Origin of the sequence: Marivita sp. (assembly GCF_022763305.1) — a bacterium.
Classification (GTDB): Bacteria; Pseudomonadota; Alphaproteobacteria; order Rhodobacterales; family Rhodobacteraceae; genus Marivita.
This window is the reverse complement of the sequence record NZ_JALEGT010000010.1, coordinates 45,412-65,073: the sequence shown is the minus strand read 5'-3', so window position 1 is coordinate 65,073 and position 19,662 is coordinate 45,412. Positions and strand designations below refer to the sequence as shown.

Annotated in this window: 21 protein-coding genes; 11 read left to right on the top strand and 10 right to left on the bottom strand. The window is 61.9% G+C overall.

From position 1 onward, the window contains the following. Positions 1-37: 37 nt before the first annotated feature. Positions 38-739 carry a response regulator gene (locus MRY75_RS00905; protein ID WP_292305261.1) on the bottom strand — a complete coding sequence of 234 codons (702 nt, stop codon included), beginning with the start codon at positions 737-739 and terminating at the stop codon, positions 38-40. A gap of 1 nt (position 740) precedes the next feature. Continuing rightward, positions 741-1,250: a MarR family transcriptional regulator gene (locus MRY75_RS00900; protein ID WP_292305260.1), complete on the bottom strand. Its 510-nt coding sequence runs from the start codon at positions 1,248-1,250 to the stop codon at positions 741-743. A 162-nt stretch (positions 1,251-1,412) separates the two neighbouring features. On the opposite strand from MRY75_RS00900, the gene MRY75_RS00895 reads away from it, so the two are divergent. Continuing rightward, entirely contained in the window at positions 1,413-2,282 is an 870-nt protein-coding gene (locus MRY75_RS00895; RefSeq protein WP_292305259.1) for a branched-chain amino acid aminotransferase, read from the top strand. Between the two features lie 133 nt (positions 2,283-2,415). Here MRY75_RS00895 and MRY75_RS00890 read toward each other — a convergent pair whose 3' ends face one another. From MRY75_RS00890 to MRY75_RS00870, 5 genes are all read right to left on the bottom strand, one after another. Further along, positions 2,416-3,606, bottom strand: coding sequence for an ABC transporter permease (locus MRY75_RS00890; RefSeq protein WP_292305258.1), 1,191 nt, complete (start codon positions 3,604-3,606; stop codon positions 2,416-2,418). A gap of 3 nt (positions 3,607-3,609) precedes the next feature. Further along, on the bottom strand, positions 3,610-5,307 hold the full coding sequence (locus MRY75_RS00885; protein WP_292305257.1) for an ABC transporter permease: 1,698 nt from the start codon (positions 5,305-5,307) through the stop codon (positions 3,610-3,612). 3 nt (positions 5,308-5,310) lie between these two features. Further along, positions 5,311-5,598: a DUF1330 domain-containing protein gene (locus tag MRY75_RS00880; RefSeq protein ID WP_292305256.1), complete on the bottom strand. Its 288-nt coding sequence runs from the start codon at positions 5,596-5,598 to the stop codon at positions 5,311-5,313. 59 nt (positions 5,599-5,657) lie between these two features. Continuing rightward, positions 5,658-6,776, bottom strand: a complete 1,119-nt coding sequence (locus MRY75_RS00875; RefSeq protein WP_292305255.1) for an extracellular solute-binding protein — start codon at positions 6,774-6,776, stop codon at positions 5,658-5,660. A gap of 107 nt (positions 6,777-6,883) precedes the next feature. Continuing rightward, positions 6,884-7,993 carry an ABC transporter ATP-binding protein gene (locus MRY75_RS00870; protein ID WP_292305254.1) on the bottom strand — a complete coding sequence of 370 codons (1,110 nt, stop codon included), beginning with the start codon at positions 7,991-7,993 and terminating at the stop codon, positions 6,884-6,886. Positions 7,994-8,514: 521 nt separating this feature from the next. On the opposite strand from MRY75_RS00870, the gene MRY75_RS00865 reads away from it, so the two are divergent. The 9 genes from MRY75_RS00865 to MRY75_RS00825 all read left to right on the top strand — a co-directional run bounded on the left by MRY75_RS00865 (position 8,515) and on the right by MRY75_RS00825 (position 16,250). Beyond that, a complete protein-coding gene (locus MRY75_RS00865) occupies positions 8,515-9,174 on the top strand; it encodes an ATP-binding cassette domain-containing protein (RefSeq protein ID WP_292305253.1) in 660 nt (219 codons plus the stop codon). Next, positions 9,152-10,783, top strand: coding sequence for a capsule biosynthesis protein (locus MRY75_RS00860; protein ID WP_292305252.1), 1,632 nt, complete (start codon positions 9,152-9,154; stop codon positions 10,781-10,783). Before MRY75_RS00865 ends, MRY75_RS00860 begins: the two co-directional genes overlap by 23 nt. Positions 10,784-10,922: 139 nt before the next feature. Beyond that, on the top strand, positions 10,923-11,843 hold the full coding sequence (locus MRY75_RS00855; RefSeq protein ID WP_292305251.1) for a manganese-dependent inorganic pyrophosphatase: 921 nt from the start codon (positions 10,923-10,925) through the stop codon (positions 11,841-11,843). A gap of 32 nt (positions 11,844-11,875) precedes the next feature. Further along, a complete protein-coding gene (locus MRY75_RS00850; protein ID WP_292305250.1) occupies positions 11,876-12,184 on the top strand; it encodes a DUF1294 domain-containing protein in 309 nt (102 codons plus the stop codon). A gap of 79 nt (positions 12,185-12,263) precedes the next feature. After that, entirely contained in the window at positions 12,264-13,136 is an 873-nt protein-coding gene (locus tag MRY75_RS00845; RefSeq protein ID WP_292305249.1) for a TIGR01459 family HAD-type hydrolase, read from the top strand. A gap of 104 nt (positions 13,137-13,240) precedes the next feature. Then, positions 13,241-13,684 carry a MaoC family dehydratase gene (locus MRY75_RS00840; protein WP_292264551.1) on the top strand — a complete coding sequence of 148 codons (444 nt, stop codon included), beginning with the start codon at positions 13,241-13,243 and terminating at the stop codon, positions 13,682-13,684. Between the two features lie 114 nt (positions 13,685-13,798). Beyond that, entirely contained in the window at positions 13,799-14,731 is a 933-nt protein-coding gene (locus tag MRY75_RS00835; protein WP_292305248.1) for a bifunctional riboflavin kinase/FAD synthetase, read from the top strand. Beyond that, on the top strand, positions 14,728-15,201 hold the full coding sequence (locus tag MRY75_RS00830; protein WP_292305247.1) for a YcgN family cysteine cluster protein: 474 nt from the start codon (positions 14,728-14,730) through the stop codon (positions 15,199-15,201). The genes MRY75_RS00835 and MRY75_RS00830 overlap by 4 nt, the downstream gene beginning before the upstream one ends. Beyond that, positions 15,201-16,250, top strand: coding sequence for an aminotransferase class V-fold PLP-dependent enzyme (locus MRY75_RS00825; RefSeq protein WP_292305246.1), 1,050 nt, complete (start codon positions 15,201-15,203; stop codon positions 16,248-16,250). The genes MRY75_RS00830 and MRY75_RS00825 overlap by 1 nt, the downstream gene beginning before the upstream one ends. A gap of 69 nt (positions 16,251-16,319) precedes the next feature. Here the strand turns inward: MRY75_RS00825 and hspQ are convergent, their stop codons facing one another. Then, positions 16,320-16,646 carry a heat shock protein HspQ gene (hspQ, locus tag MRY75_RS00820; RefSeq protein WP_292305245.1) on the bottom strand — a complete coding sequence of 109 codons (327 nt, stop codon included), beginning with the start codon at positions 16,644-16,646 and terminating at the stop codon, positions 16,320-16,322. Positions 16,647-16,874: 228 nt separating this feature from the next. Here hspQ and MRY75_RS00815 point away from each other — a divergent pair, with 228 nt between their 5' ends. After that, positions 16,875-17,456, top strand: a complete 582-nt coding sequence (locus tag MRY75_RS00815; protein WP_292305244.1) for a lytic transglycosylase — start codon at positions 16,875-16,877, stop codon at positions 17,454-17,456. Between the two features lie 163 nt (positions 17,457-17,619). Here the strand turns inward: MRY75_RS00815 and MRY75_RS00810 are convergent, their stop codons facing one another. Together MRY75_RS00810 and MRY75_RS00805 are read right to left on the bottom strand one after the other, a co-directional pair. After that, a complete protein-coding gene (locus tag MRY75_RS00810) occupies positions 17,620-18,213 on the bottom strand; it encodes an NAD(P)H-dependent oxidoreductase (protein ID WP_292305243.1) in 594 nt (197 codons plus the stop codon). 143 nt (positions 18,214-18,356) lie between these two features. After that, a complete protein-coding gene (locus MRY75_RS00805) occupies positions 18,357-19,571 on the bottom strand; it encodes an FAD-dependent oxidoreductase (RefSeq protein WP_292305242.1) in 1,215 nt (404 codons plus the stop codon). Positions 19,572-19,662 lie beyond the last annotated feature (91 nt).

Sequence of the window (19,662 nt, the reverse complement as noted above, 5' to 3'; positions counted from 1 at the left end):
CCGTTTTCTCTCTTCAGATACGCAAAGACCAAACCCGTCAGTCGGGTGCAAGCATATACCCGGCGCCGCGCACTGTTTGCAGATAACGCGGCTGTTTCGGATTGTCCTCAAGCTTGCGGCGCAGACGGGTGATCTGCACGTCCACCGCGCGTTCCTGGCTTTGTCCCCGGTCGCGACCCAGTTCTTCGACCAGTTGCGTGCGGCTGAGGGCGATGCCCGGCTTGGCGGCAAAGATCTTCATCAACTGGATCTCGGTCGAGGTCAGCCGAACAAGGTTTTCCCCACGCCACATCTCGGCGCGTTCCGTGTCATACCGGATCGGGCCGAGGTTGAGGTATTTCGGCGCACTGTCCAACGCGACCTGTTCCGGCATCCGGCGCAGAATGGCGTTGATCCGCAGCAGAAGTTCCTTCGGTTCGAAGGGCTTGGCAAGGTAATCATCGGCCCCGGCCTCAAGCCCCGCGATGCGGTCTTCGGTTTCCGCCCGCGCAGTCAGGAGAAGGATCGGCGTGGTCGACCGCTCCCGGATGCCGCGAGTCAGGCTGATCCCGTCTTCGCCCGGCATCATCACGTCCAGCACGATCAGATCGAAATCCAGCCCCGACAGGATGCGCCGCGCATGGGCGGCATCGCGGGCCGCGCTGACAAGAAACCCGTTGCGGATCAGGAATTTCTGCAGCAGCCCGCGAATACGTTCGTCATCATCGACAATCAGCAGATGGGCGTCAGGATCGGCCATCTCAGCGTCCTTCCCTCAGGGCGAGATAGGCGCGCTTCATGTCGTCATCCATCATCGCCTCCAGCACCGTCTTGAACCCGGCCACCGCCTCGGGTCCTGCCTTGCGATAGGCATCCCGCATCCGGGCGCGCTGCGCGTCGGACAATTGCTGCTCCAGCGCCTCTCCGGCCTCTGTCAGGGTCAAATGCCGCTCTCTTTTGTCGCTGCGTCCCACATGGCTTGTGACAAGACCATCTTCGATCAGGGTCCGCAACACACGGTTCAGCGATTGCTTCGTCACCCCAAGGATGGCGAGCAGGTTGTTCACCGTCGTGCCGGGCGCGCAATGAATGAAATGGATGGCGCGGTGATGGGCGCGACCATAGGACAACCCTTCCAGAATGCGGTCCGGATCTGCCGTAAAGCCGCGATAGGCAAAGAACATGGCCTCGATGCCCTGACGCAGTTGTTCATCCGTGAGATACAGCAACGACTGTCCGCTCGATGCGTTCTGCGTGTGTCCTTCCGCCATGGTCCGCCGTCCGATCCGTGTTTTCGAGTGCCTTCGAAAATACGTCAGTCTTGTTGACATTCCAAGGCTCAAATGGTAGCGAATCTCAGTTTTGGCGCAATTATATGTCCGATGCGGACCTAATTTGCGCAATTTATGAAAATCCGGGCGAGGAGAATTGAAATGGCCGGAACCTATGACGACCGCGACGGAAAGATCTGGATGGATGGCCAGCTGATCGACTGGCGCGCGGCGAATGTCCACATCCTGACCCATGCGATGCATTACGCAAGCTCGGTATTCGAGGGCGAGCGCGCCTATAACGGCAAGATCTTCAAATCCCGCGAACATTCGGAGCGGCTCAAGCGCTCGGCCGAGATGATCGACTTCGAAATCCCCTACACGGTAGACGAAATCGAAGCGGCCAAGAAGGCGGTTCTCGAAGCCAACGGTCAGTCCGACGCCTATGTACGCGCGGTCGCCTGGCGCGGCGCAGGCCCTGACATGGGTGTCGCCTCGGCCCGCAACCCAGTCCGCATGGCCATCGCCAGCTGGGAATGGGGGGCCTATTATGGCGACGCCAAGATGAAGGGCGCCAAGCTCGACATCTCCAAATGGAAGCGCCCGTCGCCCGAAACGATCCCCAGCCATGCCAAGGCGGCAGGTCTCTACATGATCTGCACCATGTCCAAGCACGCCGCCGAAGCCAAAGGCTGCTCGGATGCGATGATGTTCGACTATCGCGGCTATGTGGCCGAGGCGACCGGGGCCAACATCTTCTTCGTCAAGGACGGCGAAGTGCACACGCCGACGCCTGACTGTTTCCTCAACGGCCTGACCCGACAGACGGTGATCGGCATGCTCAGGGACCGTCAGATCAAGGTGCACGAACGCCACATCATGCCGGAAGAGCTGGAAGGGTTCGAACAGTGCTGGCTCACCGGCACAGCAGCGGAAGTGACCCCCGTCGGCCAGATTGGCGATTACAACTTCGAGGTCGGCGCGCTGACCCGCGACATCGCGGAAGGGTACGAAAAGCTCGTGCGCAGCTAAAGACACCCCGAACCTAAGCGAAAGGCCCTGCACGTCCATGCAGGGCCTTTTTTGTTGGTGCAAAGGCTCTTCGAAGAGCCTTCAGCCGCATTTTCGAAAATGCGGAGTAAGCGCCTTCGAAGGCGCTTTCCCCTTACCCTGGCGACATCCCCCGGAGCCGTTCCGACCGGCGGCGCAGGATTTCGACCGAAGTCAGCAGGCAGATCGAGATTCCTACAAGGATCGTCGCAGCCGCAAGAATCGTCGGCGAAATCTGCTCGCGCAGGCCGGTGAACATCTGCCACGGCAGCGTCTGCAGCTCGGCCGAGCCGATGAACAGCACCACGACCACTTCGTCGAACGACGTGATGAAAGCGAACAGACCGCCCGAGATCACCCCCGGGAGGATCAGCGGCATCTGCACCTTGAAGAAGGTGGTCACCGGGTTGGCCCCCATATTGGCCGCCGCCCGTGTCAGGGACCGGTCAAAGCCTACAAGCGTGGCCGTCACGGTGATGATGACAAACGGAATGCCCAGCACCGCGTGCGCCAGAACGATGCCCCAATAGGTGCCGACCAGACCGATCTTGGAATAGAAGAAATACATACCCGTCGCCGAGATGATCAGCGGCACGATCATCGGAGAGATCAGGATCGCCATGATCGCCCGTTTGCCCGGTACGTGGCTCTGGCTCAGGCCGATGGCCGCCAGCGTGCCCAGCGACACGGATATCAGTGTCGCCACAGGCGCCACCAACAGCGAGTTCTTGACCGCGCTGGTCCATTCCGGGTTGGTCAGGAAGTCCCGATAGTGCTTGAGGCTGTAGCCCGCCGGATCGAAGGCCAGCATTTCCGGCGTGAAGGTAAAGAAGTCCTCGGCGTTGAACGAGAGCGGCATGACCACGATGATCGGTGTGATCAGGAAAACAAAGATCGCACCGCACAGCACACGGAACGCGTAATGCCACAGCACCTGACCCGGCGTCAGGTAGGGCACCAGATGGGCCCGGTAGCGCCCCATGCCGATCCAGTAGATGAACCAGCCGAAGAACCAACCGAACAGGCCCCCCATGATCAGACCGGGAATGGCGTTGAAGAGGAACCCGCCAATGGCCGCAATCGTGATCAGCCCCCAGCGCACCGGCTTTTCCATCGCCTCGCCCAGAACCTGCATTGCGGCAAAGGCCAGCGCCGCCATCAGTGCCGCGCCGACGATGATGCCCAGCAGGCCCGACCCTTGGGCAGTGCCGATGAACAGCCCGGCGAACCCGCCAGCTGCGGCCAGAACACCCGCCGTGAAGCCGATGGGCTTTTTCTCGATTGGTGTGAGAATGGCTTCCGACATGGCTCAGCCCCCCAGTTTCACGTTGTCGATGCCGACGATCCGGTCGTAGGCCCAGTAGAGAAGAAGAACCACGACCAGCAGGATCGTCCCCAATGCGGCGGCAAGGCCCCAGTTGAGCGAGCTCGAGATGTGGTACGCGATCCGGTTCGAGATGAAGATCCCAGAGGTGCCGCCCACGATTTCCGGCGTGATGTAATAGCCGATGGACAGGATGAACACGAGGATGGAGCCCGCACCGATCCCCGGCACCGACTGCGGGAAATAGACCCGCCAGAAGGTTGTCCAGTTCGTCGCGCCCAGGGATTTGGCGGCGCGCACATAGGACGGCGGGATGGTCGACATCACCGAATACATCGGCAGGATCATGAAGGGCAGAAGGATATGCGTCATCGCCACGATTGTACCGAACTGGTTGTTGATCATCGTCAGACGCGCGTCATCCGCCACGAGGCCAAGCCAGACCAGCGTGTCGTTGATCACCCCCTGCTGTTGCAGCATCACCTTCCACGCCGAGGTCCGCACAAGAAGCGAGGTCCAGAATGGCAGCAGGACGAGGATCATCAGCAGGTTCGCCTTGCTCGACGGCAGGTTCGACAGCAGATAGGCGATCGGATAACCAAGCATGATGCAGCTGAGCGTGATGACAAGGCTCATGAACATGGTGCGCTGGAACAGCAGGCCGTAGATCCGCTCGTCCTCTTCGCGCAGCGCAGGGCCTTCCGGCGTTTTCTGCATGTCGACAGAATTCAGGAAGTAGCCCGATGTATAAGCCGGGCTATAGGTCTTGATGGTCTGCCAGATTTCCGGCTCGACCCAGTCTTCGTCGATATCGGCAAAGCCATCGCGGAACGAGATCGTTTCGAAATCGGGGCTCGCGACAAGCGCAGCCGCCGCCTGAAGCATGTCGGCGCGCGGACCGGAATACCCGCTGACATCGCCTGCAGAGAGGTCCTGGTACAGAGCTGTGTGCACGACACTCCACGGCTCTTCCTCGAGCGGGCTGTCGCCTTCCTCGTTCTGCATGAAGCGGGCGAAGATACGATACGACTCGGCCGTGCGCGGCAGGATCTCGGCGATGTCCGACCGCAGTTCGAATGCCGGCATGGTGCCGTTGCCATCCCAAGCCTCCTGCGCTGCAATCCAGTCCGGATCACCCATCAGTTCGGCCCAGGGACGCGCTTCGTCCCAATCCCCGTTCAGATCCTCGAACTGGTCCTGATAGACCTCTCCGATATCCTCGATGCCCCGGCCGGATTTACGGAAGAGCGACGACGCCCCGGTCTGTTCATAGTTCAGGCGCGAGCCCAGCCGTGTGTGTTCCTTCCGTTCCGCCGCATAGAACACATCGTAATAGGCGGCCTCGAACACCTCGTCCCGCGGCAAGCCACCCTGGGCCGCATCGTAGTCTGCCAGTGCGGCAACCGTGCGCGGCAGCGTATCGCGGACGATCTGGTTCTCGACCGACCGGAACAGCATGTCGCCAATGGGCGCGATGAAACTGACAAGAACGAAGATCAGAAGCGGCGCGATCAGCGCCAGTGCCCGAATCTTCTGCGCCCGAAGCGCCCGGTTCAAAGACCGTTTGAGGGGAGTGCCATCGGCAGCAAGAACGGGGCCGGTCTCGGCCTTGTCAGCCGCGCGCAGCGCATTGTCGGGCGTCGGGCCCGTGATCTTGTCCGGTTCTGTAGCGGCGTCCGTCATGGCTCAGGTGCCCTCGACTAGAATGATTGTGCTTGTCGCGGTGCGACGGCGAATCTCGGCGACTTCCTGATAGGCAGGGTCGTGATACGCGCGCTTCGCGGTTTCGAAATCGTCGAACTCGATGACGACATGGCGATTCTGTGTCTCGCCCTCCATCGTCTCGGACTGTCCGCCCCGCACAATGAACTTGGCACCGTAGCTCTCAAGGATCGGCGTATCGCGCTCGATATATTCCTTGTAGGCCTCGGGGTCGTTCACCGTGATATGACCGATGATATAGCCTTTGGGCATGGGACTGTCCTCGTCGGTGCGGGATGGGCCAAACGGCCCATCCCTATGCCATAAAAGGCTTATTGTGCCAGCCACGCCTGGAACTTCGCGTCGATGTCGTCGCGATAGTCGGCCCAGAACTCGTAGTTGTAGAGGAACGTGTTGGCCGAGTTGTTCGGATCGGTCGGCATGTGCGGCGCCATCTCGATGCCAAGCTCGGCATGCGTCGACACCAGCGGCGCCGAGGATGCACGGGCCGGACCGTACGAGATGTACTTCGCCTGATCCGCCAGACGCTGGGTGTCGGTTGCGAAACGGACGAAGTCCTTCACGCGGGCCAGACGGTCTTCCGGCAGGCCAGCCGGGATGATCCAACCATCAAGGTCGAACACCTGCGCGTCCCACATCATCGCGATCGGCTGGTTCTGCTCGACGATGGCCGAGAACAGACGACCGTTATAGGTCGAGCCCATGAACACTTCGCCATCCGCCAGAAGCTGCGGCGTGTCGGCACCGGCATTCCACCAGACCACCTGATCCTTGATCGTATCGAGCTTGGCCAGAGCCTGGTCCTGACCTTCGTCGGTTTCCAGAACGTCATAGACGTCTTCCTTCGCCACGCCGTCACAGAGCAGCGCCCATTCCATGTTGTTGATCGGACGCTTCTCCAGAGCGCGCTTGCCCGGATAGGTTTCCAGATCGAAGACCGAGCAGATGTCGGACGGCGGCTCAACGCCTTCCGGAACCATGTCGGTGCGGTAGCCGAAGGTGGTCGAGTACACGATCTGCGGGATGTAGCAGTCGGACACGATCAGATCGCCGAAGTCATCGCTTGCGCTGGTGCCATCGGGCGCCGGCTCGAGCAGTTCGTCATGGTCGATTTCCATCGCCAGACCTTCGTCGCAGAGGCGGATCGCATCAGCGGCCACCACGTCAACGAGGTCCCATGTGATGTTGCCGGCTTCGTTCATCGCGCGCAGCTTGGCCACCGCTTCGGCCGAGCTTTCGTCCCAGGACGCGCTCACGTCGGGGTGCATCTCGAGATAGGGCGCGACATACGCGTTTTGCTGGGACGCCTGGTAGGCACCGCCCCAGCTCACAAGTGTCATGCTGTCCGCCATTCCATGGCCGGCAGCGTAGGCACCTGCGGCAGCAACGGTGAGTGCGCTGGTCGCCAAAAGTGTTTTAGACAGTTTCATTCATATTCTCCCGTTTCGACCCGCTTATGACATGTGGCGATACCGGTCGGGCCGAACCGACACCGCCTGTAATGACACGGGACCGCATCGCGGACCCGCGGCAATTCTTACTTGCTGGGCGCATCCAGGGCGCGGCAATCGTCGGGCAGCCACCCGATCTCGATCTCCGTGCCCGGCTCGAGCCGCACCTGGTCCGGCGCGTTCCGGGTCTTGATCACGAACTCGTCATTGCCCGCCACCTTGAGCCGCGTGCGGAAGATGTCGCCCATGTAGATGAATTCGAGCACTTCCGCCTTGAGCGTGTGCGCGCCTTCCTGAAGGCGGTCCTTGTTGATCTCAACGCGCTCGGGGCGGATCGACACGCGGGTGCGCTCTCCGACCTTACTCACGTTGACCGGCTTCGCGTCGATCAGCCCGCCATCGTCAAGCTGGACCACGCAACGGTCGCCCTTGATCTCGCGCAGTGTGCCTTCGAGCGTGTTGTTCTCACCGATGAACTGCGCGACGAAGCTGTTCTGCGGCTTCTCGTACAATTCGTCCGGCGGCGCCAATTGCTGAATGCGGCCATCGTCGAACACTGCAACCCGGTCCGACATGGTGAGCGCCTCGGTCTGGTCGTGGGTCACGTAGACCACGGTAATGCCCAGACGGTGCGCCAGATGCGTGATCTCGAACTGCATCTTCTCGCGCAGCTGCTTGTCCAGCGCGCCCAGCGGTTCGTCCATCAGAACCAGCTCGGGTTCGAAGACCAGCGCCCGCGCCAGCGCGATCCGCTGCTGCTGACCACCTGACAGTTGCGCCGGACGACGGCCGCCAAAGGCCCCCATCTCGACCATGTCGAGTGCCCGCTTCACTTTCGCTTCGCGGTCCGACTTGCCGATCTTGCGCACCTCGAGCGGGAAGCTCAGGTTCTCCGCAATCGTCATGTGCGGGAACAGCGCGTAGTTCTGGAACACCATGCCGATCCCACGCTTGTGCGGCGGGATGTTGTTGATCGGCCTGCCATCCAGCCGGATGTCGCCATGGGTCGCGGTCTCGAACCCGGCAAGCATCATGAGGCAGGTGGTCTTGCCCGATCCCGACGGTCCGAGCATCGTCAGAAACTCGCCCTTCGGCATGGTGAGGTTAAGGTCTTTTACGACTAGCTGTACGCCGTCGTAGCTCTTTTGCACTCGTTCAAATTCGACGAACGCGTCACTGTTTGACGTGTCGGGCAAAAACGAACTCCCTGTGTTGTCCGCGGATTGTTTCCGCTTGTCTCGATGAAATAAATCGCGTTGCGCCCCGCATTGCAACACGGTCGCCCAAGTTTCGCGGCTTTGAACGCGCTTGCGGGACGATTGGGCAGTTTATGAGCAGAAAGTCAGGAAAAACGCCTGCGCGAGAAGAAAAGTCAGTCCATTCGCTCGATAAGATCTGAGTCACTTCTGCTCCGCGATGCTCAAAACACACTGGTCTGGCGCTGACCAAGCCAGAGTCGGCAAAATCGCGATTGGCGATTCGCGACGCTTTATGATCTGAATATGTCTTCCGATCGGAATCTTGCGTCGGAAATGGCACCCGCGATGTCGCCATGAGTCAGGTCGCCGGTTTGACCCGGCCCGGACACGTCCTCCAAGCCTTCGGAGACAATACCCGCTTTTTGCTATGGATTGGCCACAATCCAGTCAAACTCGGCTTCTAAACCAATTGGCAACCAACCCGTGCACACTCTGTGCGAAGGGAAAATGGGGGCTCGATGCTTGAATTCGACAATGTGAGCAAATCGTTCTGGACGGGATCGCACCGGAAGGTGATCCTCGACCGGGCGTCGTTCCGTGTCGAGCTGGGGCAGTCGCTGGGCATTCTGGCCCCCAACGGGACCGGCAAGACGACGCTGGTCAAGATGATGGCCGGGCTGGAAAAGCCCGATGAGGGCGAGATCCGCAAGACGTGTCGGGTGTCGTTCCCGCTGGGCTTCATGGGCGGTGTGGTCACCAAGCACACGGCCATGGAGAACTCGCGCTTCATCGCCCGGCTCTACGGGATCGACCCCGATTACGTGGAGGCCTACTGCCGCTGGCTCTGCGATCTTGGCGAATATTTCGACCAGCCGCTCGGTACCTATTCCTCGGGCATGCGGGCGCGCTTTACCTTCGCGCTGCTGCTGGCGCTCGATTTCGACATCTATCTCGTGGACGAGGGGATGCCGACCTACACGGATGTGGAGTTCAACCGCAAGGCGGGCGACATCCTCGCCGAGCGGCTGCGCACCACCACCATGATCATGGTGTCCCACCAACCCGAAACGCTGGCGCGATTTGTCAGCAAGGCGGCCGTCCTGCGCGACGGTCAGTTGCACATGTTCGACAGCCTGGAAGAAGCGAAACAGCTCTATGACTATGAAACCCACAGCTAAACGCTTTCGCATCCGTCGCAGCGAACCGGCATCGGGGCCCGGCCAGATGGCCGCAGCAGGACATCCTGCATCCGTGACCAGTGCCTCGGCCACCGAAGCGCCACAGCCGCGCATTCCGCGCCACCCGGATGGTGGTGTCGAGCAGGCCCTTGTCGCCATCCGCGAAGAAGGGCTCAGTGCTCGGCAATTGCGCATGGCGAGACGCATCGCGCAAAAGCATGGGCTGGACCCGGCTACGGATCACGAAGCCGTCTATTTGCTGCGCCTGAAAGGCATTGATCCGTTTCAGCGCGAAAACGCGCTCGACCTGATGGTGCCAGCCGGTGCAACGACCCGGGATGCCGCGGCCAAACCCAAGACACCTGCGCATGACCGACCCTTGGCCGAACAGCCCCAGCTGCCGCAAAAGACGCGTGTCGACACCGCCAACCTGCCCGCCACCGACAATCGCAGTCCCGCAGAACGGCGTCAGCAGGAGATCATGGCGATCCAGAAGGACATGGCGCGCCGGCGGCGGCGCCGGATGCGCATGCTCTTTGCCCGTCTCGCCGCCTATGTGCTCCTGCCCACCCTCGTTGCCGGCTGGTATTTCTTCACCCTCGCCACGCCGATGTATGCCTCGAAATCGGAATTCCTCATCCTCAAGGCGGAATCCGGCGGCAGCGGCATGGGCGGGCTCTTCTCGGGCACGCAATTCGCCACCAATCAGGATGCCATCGCGGTGCAGAGCTATCTCACCTCCAAGGACGCCATGCTGCGCCTGAACGAGGACGAGGGCTTCCACGCCCATTTCGCGCAGCCCGCGATCGACCCGCTGCACCGGCTGGAAGCGGATGCCTCCGCCGAGGAGATGTACAAGCTCTACAAGAAATACGTCCAGATCGGCTATGACCCGACCGAGGGCGTGATCCGCATGGAGGTGGCCGCCGCCGACCCGCAGGTCGCCGCCGATTTCTCCACCGCGCTGATCGGCTATGCCGAGGAGCGGGTCGACAACCTGTCGGCGCGCAAGCGCGAGAACGCGGTCAAGGATGCCGAGCTGGGCCTTGCCGAGGCCGAACAGGCCCGCCGCGCCGCACAGGAAAAGCTGGTGCGCCTGCAGCAGGACAGCGCCGTGCTCGATCCGCGCGCCCGGATCGGGGCGCTGCAGGCCCGGATCGAAACCGTCGAGACGGAGATTCAGGAAAAGACCCTGCAGCTGCAGGCGCTGATGGACAATGCCCGCCCCAACCGCAGCCGCGTCGAAGGGGTCGAGGCCGATATCCGCCGGCTCGAGGCGCTCAAGGCCGAGATCAGCGCCGAGATGACCGCCGAAAGCGCCGGTGCCGGATCGCTGGCGGAAACCGCGGTGCAGATCCAGCTGGCCGAGGCCGATCTCGCCACGCGCGACATGATGCTGGCCGCCGCCCTCGAACGGCTCGACCAGGCGCGGCGCGACGCCGACAGCCAGGCGCGGTACCTGACCACCTCGGTCTATCCCCTGCCCGCCCAGGACCCGAGCTACCCCCGCGCCTTCGAGAACACGCTGCTGACCTTCCTCGTCTTCTCGGGCATCTACCTGCTGATCTCGCTCACCGCGTCGATCCTGCGCGAACAGGTCGCCAACTGAACCCCAGTGCGGAGCGCAGGCGCTCCGCCTGACCACCGCCATGCAGTCAGCACCGCAAGTGCAAACTGCCACAGGTGACAACCCGGATCGCGCGCCCTATAAGGCGCGCGATTTGACTTTGGCAGAGCAGAGGCCCCGCATGACAACCCTCGTTTTCGGACATAAGTCCCCCGACACTGACAGCACCGGCAGCCCGATCATCTGGGCGTGGTACCTCAACCAGATCAAGGGCGAGGCCGCCAAGCCCGTTCTGCTGGGCGAGCCCAACACCGAAGCCGCCTTCGTTCTCGACCACTGGAAGCTCGACAAGCCCGAGATCATCTCGACCGTCGAGGCCGACCAGCCCGTCGTCATCGTCGACACCAACAACCCGGCCGAGCTGCCCGACGCGATCAACAGCGCCGACATCCGCGCGATCATCGACCACCACAAGCTGGTCGGTGGTCTGGAAACCAAAGGCCCGATCGACATCCGCATCGAACCCGTCGCCTGCACCGCCACCATCATGTGGAAAATGATCGGTGACGATCTTGCCCAGGCCCCGCGCGGCATCAAGGGCGCGATGCTGTCCTGCATCCTCAGCGACACGCTGGAATTCCGCTCGCCGACGACCACGCAGGAAGACAAGGCAATCGCCCACGCGCTGGCCGATGACCTTGGCGTGTCGATCCCCGACTTCGCCGCCGAGATGTTCGCTGCGAAATCCGATGTGTCGGCTTTCTCGGACGCCGAACTCCTGCGCATGGACAGCAAGGAATACCCGGTCGAGGGCACCAAGTTCCGCGTCTCGGTTCTGGAAACCACCTCGCCGAAAATCGTGCTCGACCGCAAGGACAGCCTGATGGCGTCGATGGTCGATGTCGCCAAGGAAGACGGCGTCGATCAGGTGATCCTCTTCGTCGTCGACATCCTGAACGAGGAATCGACCCTTCTGGTGCCGAACGATCTGGTGAAAACCCTGGCCGAAAAGAGCTTCGGCGCAACCGTGTCGGGTGACACCGTGGTCCTGCCCGGCGTCGTCAGCCGGAAAAAGCAGATCATCCCGAATCTGAAACTCTGACTCCACTCTGAGTGACGGTCACATCACTCACAATGGGGCTTCTTCTAACAGGCGGCGTCTTCGCATTCGTCAACGGCGTCGCCTTTTGGATGTTCTACCTTGATAAAGAACGCTCCATCCGGGGCGAGTGGCGTATTTCCGAAGCCAACCTGCTCACACTCGCCTTTCTTGGCGGCTGGTTCGGCGCAAAAGCGGCGCAGCGCCGGTTCCGGCACAAGACGCGCAAGCAACCGTTCCGGACATTTCTCAACCTGATCCCGTTTCTATGGATGATCCTCGGTTTCGCGTTCGCCCACCAAGCCGACCTCTTGAACCTGACAGCTGTCTTCGCATCTCAGTGATGAAGTTTGCCCGCCTCGGCTGGCAATCATTCCCGGTTCGGGCGATATGTGGCGCAACCCGCGTCAATCAGGTGCCTTCATGACCCAGATCATCTCGTCCCTCGCCGACATCGCCAACCGCTACGACGTGCTGCTCGTCGACCTCTGGGGTTGCGTACACAATGGCGTCACCGCCCATGAAGAGGCTGTCTCGGCCCTGCGCGGCTTCAAGCAGGGCGGCGGCACGGTGGTTCTGCTGACCAATGCGCCCCGGTCACGGCACGAGGTGGCCAAGCAACTTGTGCGTCTGAACGTGCCCGAGGACTGCTATGACAGCATCGCCACCAGCGGCGACAGCGCCCGCGCCGCGATGTTCCGTGGCGCGGTGGGGGAAAAGGTCTGGTTCATGGGGCAGCCCTTTGACGAGACCTTCTTTGACCCGATGGAACTGATAGAGGACCCGGTGCGCATCCAGCGCGTCGAGCTGGAAGACGCCGAAGGCATTGTCTGCTGCGGACCGTTCGACCCCCATGCCGACCCGGCGGTCAACCGTCCGCAGTTTCTCTATGCCAAACAGAAAGGTCTGAAACTGCTCTGCGCCAACCCGGACATCGTGGTGGATCGCGGCGACACGCGCGAATGGTGCGCGGGCGCGCTGGCCGCGCTTTATACCGAGATGGGGGGCGAGAGCCTTTACTTCGGCAAACCCCATCCGCCGATCTATGACCTTGCCCGCCGCCGCATCGCCGCCCTTGGGCTCGACGTGGATCCGACCCGTATTCTGGCCATCGGGGATGGCGTCCACACCGACATCGACGGCGCAATGGGCGAGGACATCGATTCCCTTTTCATTTCCGGAGGTCTTGCCGCAGCCGAGACAAAAACGTCGCACCAACCGGATCCGGATGCGCTAAGCGCCTATCTTGCAAAGGAAAACGCGTCTCCGACCTATACCATTGGGCAACTCCGCTGACGCAGATTTTGCTTGCTTTTCTGCGGTTGCAAAGTAATAAAGTTGCCAAATCGGGCATCTGACTTAGCTATTTATTACTTTGTCGCCTGCGAGTGGAGTGCGAAATGTTGGACAACCTGCCACGCGGAACGATCTGCATCGAAGACATCGAAATGGGGATGTCGCGCCACCTGCGCAAACAGGTGACCGATCAGGACATCGAGATGTTCGCGCAGATCTCGACCGACCGGAACCCGGTGCATCTGGACGACGATTACGCGCAGGACACCATCTTCGAAGGCCGCATCGCGCATGGGATGCTGACCGCAGGCCTGATCTCGGCCGTCATCGGCGAACAGCTTCCCGGCCATGGTACGGTCTACATGGGCCAGACGCTGAAATTTCTCGCCCCCGTGCGCCCCGGCGACGTGGTCTATGCCGAGGTCAAGGTGGTCGACATCGACATCGCCAAGCGGCGCGTGACGCTGGATTGCCATTGCTCGGTCGATGGCAAAAAGGTGCTGATCGGCGAAGCCAAGGTGCTCGCCCCCTCCCGCAAATTCGACTGACGCTGCCACGGGCGCTGATGCGTCGACGCATCCGCGATTTTCCGTCACCGGAAAATCCCCGCCAGCCCGCAGCGGGGATTGCAACCCCCCAGCGCCACCGCTAGTCCTCTGCGCATGAAGATCGTGCGGGATTATCAATTCATTGCCGAGGCCGACAAGGGCGCAACCGTCGCCATCGGCAATTTCGACGGCGTGCATTCCGGCCATCAGGCCGTGATCCAGCTTGCCCGCGACGCGATGCCCGCAGCGCCTTTGGGCGTCCTCACGTTCGAGCCGCATCCGCGCGAATACTTCGCCCCCGATGCCCCGCCTTTCCGGCTGATGAACGCCACCGCGCGCGCGACGCGCCTGCGCAAACTGGGGGTCGAGATTCTCTATGAACTCAACTTCAACAGCCAGTTGGCCGCCCTGACGCCCGAAGGTTTCGCTGCGAACGTGATTTCCGAGGGACTCGGACTGCGTCATGTCGTGGTCGGGGCCGATTTCTGTTTCGGCAAGGGCCGCAAGGGCACTGTCGAGGACCTGCGCCGCTTCGGTGCCCGGATGGGATTCGGCGTCACGGTGGCAGAGCTTGTCACCGCCGAGGCCGGTGCCGTGTCCTCTACCGCGATCCGCACGGCCCTGTCCGACGGCAACCCGCGTCTGGCCGCCGACATGCTGGGCCATTGGCACCGCATCGAAGGCGAGGTGATCGGCGGCGAACAGCGCGGGCGCGAGTTGGGCTATCCCACCGCCAATATGTCCATCGACGGTCTGCATCCGCCGAAATTCGGTGTCTATGCCGTCCTGGTCGATGTGCTCGACGGGCCACATGCCGGGTCCTATCACGGCGCGTCCTCGATCGGGGTGCGGCCGATGTTCGGCGAGAACCGCGCCAATCTCGAGACCTTCCTGTTTGATTTCACCGGCGATCTGTACGGCGCGACCGTTTCCGTCGCACTCATCGACTACCTGCGACCCGAATTGAAGTTCGACAGCCTTGAGGCGCTGATCTCGCAGATGGATGCCGACTGCGCCCAGGCGCGCGCGATCCTGACCGCGCTATGACCAGGGATCCGATTGATCGCACAGGCCTTGCGCCCCGGTTCTGGGAACGCAAGGCGCTGACCGACCTCACCCCGCAGGAATGGGAGGCGCTGTGCGACGGGTGCGGCAAGTGCTGCCTCAACAAGCTCGAGGACGAGGACACCGGCCATGTGGAACTGACCTGTGTGGCCTGTCGCCTGTTCGACGACACCACCTGCCGCTGCGCGCAATACGAGATCCGGCACCAGTTCGTGCCGGAGTGCATCATTCTGAAGCCATCGAATATCGACGACCACGCCTACTGGATGCCCAAAACCTGCGCCTATCGGCTGCTCTGGGAGGGCAAGCCGCTTTACGATTGGCATCCGCTGATCTCGGGCACGCCCGAGACGGTGCATGAAGCCGGGGTTTCGATGCGAAACCGCACCGTGGCCGAATTCGAAGTCGACGAAGACGATTGGGAAGACCACATCATCGAGGAGCCGATCTGATGTTTTTTGCCTCCGACAATAGCGGACCCGTGCCGCAGGCCGTTCTGGACGTTCTGTCCGAGGTCAATCAGGGCCACATGATGGGGTACGGCGCCGATCCGATGATGGATGAGGTGCGCCAGCGCATCCGCGATCTCTTCGAAGCGCCCGAAGCTGCGGTGTATCTTGCGGCCACCGGCACCGCGGCCAATGCGCTGGCGCTGGCGACGTTGGTCGAGCCGTTCGACACGGTGTTCTGTTCACCCGACGCGCATATCGAAGAGGACGAATGCAACGCGCCCGAGTTCTACACGGGTGGGGCAAAGCTGACGCTGGTGCCCGGGTCGGACCGGATGACGCCCGATGCGCTCACCCAAGCCATTGAAAGTCAGGGCAATCGCGGTGTGCACGGCCCGCGCCGGGGCGCGGTGTCGATCACGCAGGTGACCGAGATGGGCAATGTCTACAGCCTGTCAGAGTTGCAGGCGCTCTGCGACGTGGCCAAGTCCTATGGCCTGCCGGTGCATCTTGATGGCGCGCGCTTTGCCAATGCGGCGGTGGCGCTGGGGTGTACCCCGGCCGAGATGTCCTGGAAGCTGGGTGTGGATGTTGCCGTATTTGGTGGCACCAAGAATGGGCTGATGGGGGTTGAGGCGGTGGTGTTTTTCGACTCGTCCAAGGCCTTGGAGTTCGAGCTGCGCCGCAAGCGGGGCGGGCATCTTTTCTCCAAACACCGGTACCTATCGGCGCAGATGGCCGCCTATCTGCGGAATGACCTTTGGAAGGACCTCGCGACACAGGCCAATGCCAAGACGGCGCATCTGCTGGACGGGCTGCGCAAGCGCAACGAGGTCGAGATCGTGAATGATGTCACGGCGAACATGATCTTCTTCCGCGCGCCGCGTGCCCTGCACCAGACCTTGCAGTCGGGCGGGGCGCGGTATCATCTGTCTGGGGGTGCTTTGGGCGAAGGGCCTGCGGACGGGGTGCTGACCGGGCGGCTGGTGTGCGACTGGTCCTTGCCCGAGCCGGAGATCGACCGCTTTGTTTCGCTGCTGAACGCGGCATGAGAAAAGGGCTCCCACCGGGGAGCCCTTACTCGTTATTCGTGGCAAACGAAGAGAGAGAAGAGAGATCGTTCAGTTGTACTGGAACTGCAGCTCGTAGCTGCCGTCTTCGAACGCGCCGAACAGGTCCGGCACATCCGGGTGTTCGACCGGTTCGCCCGAGTAGTCGGCGATCAGGTTCTGTTCCGAGACATAGGCGACGTAGAAGCTTTGTTCATTCTCTGCGAGCAGATGATAGAAGGGCTGCTTTTTCGCGGGTCGGATGTCTTCGGGGATGGCCTGATACCATTCCTCGGTGTTGTTGAATTCCGGGTCCACGTCGAACACCACGCCCCGGAAGGGGTGTCTGCGGTGGCGTACGACCTGGCCGATGTTGTATTTTGCGCGTTGTCTGATCATGAGTCCCGTCCGTTGCCACATACCTGCCCGATTTTCGCCAAATTGTCCAATTGTCGCTCCGATTTTTCCGGAAACAGTCTGTGACACATTTCGACACAAGAGTTTTTTCAGTGATGGCAAGGGTTTGCCGCCCCGAGCAATTGTGATTTCCCCCGCGCCCCCTTTGCGCTAGACTGGTCGCAATGCGAAAGGCGGAGCAACCGTCTTCGAACAAAATGCGAGAGGCCCATGAGCAGATTCTTTCGCGCCCTGGTGATTGTTCTTCTGGCGGCCTCCTGCGGAGGCGGCGGCGGAACCTCGGCGCCCCGTAACCTCGACGATGCCTGTTCGATCCTGCAACAGCGCCCCGGCTACCTGCGCGCCTTCCGCGCGGCAGAGCGGCGATGGGGCGTGCCGGTGCATGTGCAGATGGCGTCGATGTATCAGGAAAGCAAATTCAAGTCGGATGCCCGCACGCCGTTCCGATATACGCTGGGCGTGATCCCGATGGGCCGGCAAAGCTCGGCCTTCGGGTACAGTCAGGCGCTGAACGGGACATGGGAAGAGTACCAGCAGGATCAGCGGAAGTTCCGTGCACGGCGCAACAACATCAACGACGCTGCGGATTTCATGGGCTGGTACATGGCGGAGTCGAACCGCCGGCTTGGCATTTCGCTGGCCGATGCCCGCAACCAGTATCTTGCCTACCATGAAGGGCGCACTGGGTTCTCGCGCGGAACGTATAACAGCAAGGCATGGCTCTTGCGGGTGGCCGACGAGGTTGCGGCCCGGTCGGTTGTCTACCAGGGGCAGCTCGCCCGTTGCCGTTAGAGTCAGGTCTCATAGCCCATTCGATCCAAGAAAAGTATCGACAGAGGCATCTGGATGGCCAAATGGTCTGAGTCCCTTCAGGCCATCCATGTTTTCTTGCGCAGGCCGAATGCTGAACCTGCGCTTCACATGCTGAGATGAATCAGCGGGGACTGAAGTTTCCTCAGCCCACCAGTTTGCCGGTGAACTCCACCAGGCGACGCGCCTGGTAGGCGACCGATTTCTTGCCCGCGTCGGTGAATTCGCCGCTGACCTTGGAAAATCCGTAGGGGTTTCCGTCCTCTTCGAACTTGATCGGATCGGCGTAGCCCGGCGGCACGATGATGCAGCCCCAATGCATCGCAGTGACATAGAGAGTCCAGAGCGTGGTCTCGTGGCCGCCATGCAGGGTCTGCGCACTGGTCGTGGCGGTGATCGTCTTGTTGGCCAGTTTGCCCTGCTGCCAGAGGCCGCCCAGCGTGTCGATGAAGGCCCGCACCTGGCTGGGCATGTTGCCATAACGGGTGGGCGCGGAAATGAAATAGCCATCCGCCCATTCCATGTCGTCATGGCTGACTTCGGGGATGTCCTTCATTTTCTCGAGCTGTGCCACCCAGGCCCCCTGGCCCTGGACCACCTCTTTCGGGGCGGTTTCGGCAAAGCGGCGCAGACGCACCTCTGCCCCGGCGGCTTCGGCTGCCTTTTGCGCCTCAAGCGCGATGGCATGGTTGGTTCCGTAGGTCGAATAGAAGATGATCGTGATCTTAGGCGTGCTCATGATGCCCCTTTCCAGCTGTGCGGCAGGGCGCGCGGCCCCGGTCTCTATGTGCAACGGAATTAAGGTGCAAAGAGTTGCGCACAACGCCGATCACCGCACAGATCCTGTGCGAATTGCGATGGCCATAACGGTGTAGGTCGGGCTCAGCTCGCCGGATAGGCCGCGTTCAAAACCTGCGCCGCCCGGTCCAGAAGGGCCTCGTCCGACAGCCCGGACAGGTCGCGCGCCGGACCAGCCCCGTTGAATGCCAGAAGGATCGGCGCATCAAGCACCGGGGCAAGGTTGAGCCACTGGTTGAACTGGCCGGGCGGAAGCCCGGTTTCGGGGGTCAGGATCCAGGTCGCGTCCGCATCCCAGAACGCGTCCTCGAACTGCAGGTAAAGCTTGTCCAGCAGGCCAAAGCCAAGCCGGTTTATCGCGGCCTGCTTGTCTGTTGGCAGCGGCGGGGAAAAGGCGATCCGGTCGGCCTTGAGAACGCCCAGCGGCACGGTCACGATGACGCTATCGAAGCGCCCCAGAGCACCCTCCGCCGTGGCAAGGGTCACACCGTCCTGTGCCAGCGCAACGCGCCGCACCTCGGTTCCGAGGCGGATATCGAGGTCCGTTTCAGGCTGGCCGAGGATGTGTGCGTAGCCATCGGGAAAGAGAAGGTCCTCCCCGTCGTAATCGGGATCGGTCTCATAGGCGGCCCAGTTGATGTCGGCACCTGCGGCGCCGTACTCCTGCTGGATCGACATGACGTCCTCAGCCCAGTCGGGCAGATCACGGTTGCGCAACCGACGGCCTCCGGTACCGCGGATCACATAGTCATCGCCGGTGGCGATAGTGCGCATACGCCGGTTCTTGGAAAGGGCGAGGATCGGGTTGCCCTCGTCCCCATGCAGCCAGCTCGCCCCGAGGTCGAGCGGTAGACCAAGGCTGGTGTCGGTCCAGATGCGCCCGCCGACGCGGTCGCGCGCTTCGAAGACGGTAACGTTGCGCCCAAGGTCCTGCAGGTGACGGGCCGCGGTCAGCCCGCTGATCCCCGCGCCGAGAATGGCGACCGTTCCGGCGGTCGAGTCTCCGACCGTCTCGGCCACCGCAACACCGGTCTCGTAGGCGGCGTGGACCGTGCTGTTGTAGTCGGGATGTGTGGCTTCTCCGGCAAAGAAGAGGCGGCCATCGACAGGGCGGGCAATCGCGCGTGTATCGGCGCGGGAGGCCGTGCGCGCGATGTAGGAATAGGATCCGAAGGCAAAGGGATCGCGGCTCCAGTTCGTGCGCAGATAGCCGTCCGGGCGGCGCGGAAAGGTCGCCGCAGCCGTGTAGGGCGCAACCAGGGCGGCCGAGGCCGAACTCAGGAACACTCTTCGATACATGGCCCAGCATTGGTGCGGCGACAGGTTTGCGTCAATGCAAACCTGCGATGCGTCACCGCATCGTGGCGCAGGCCGACATGGGGACAGCACC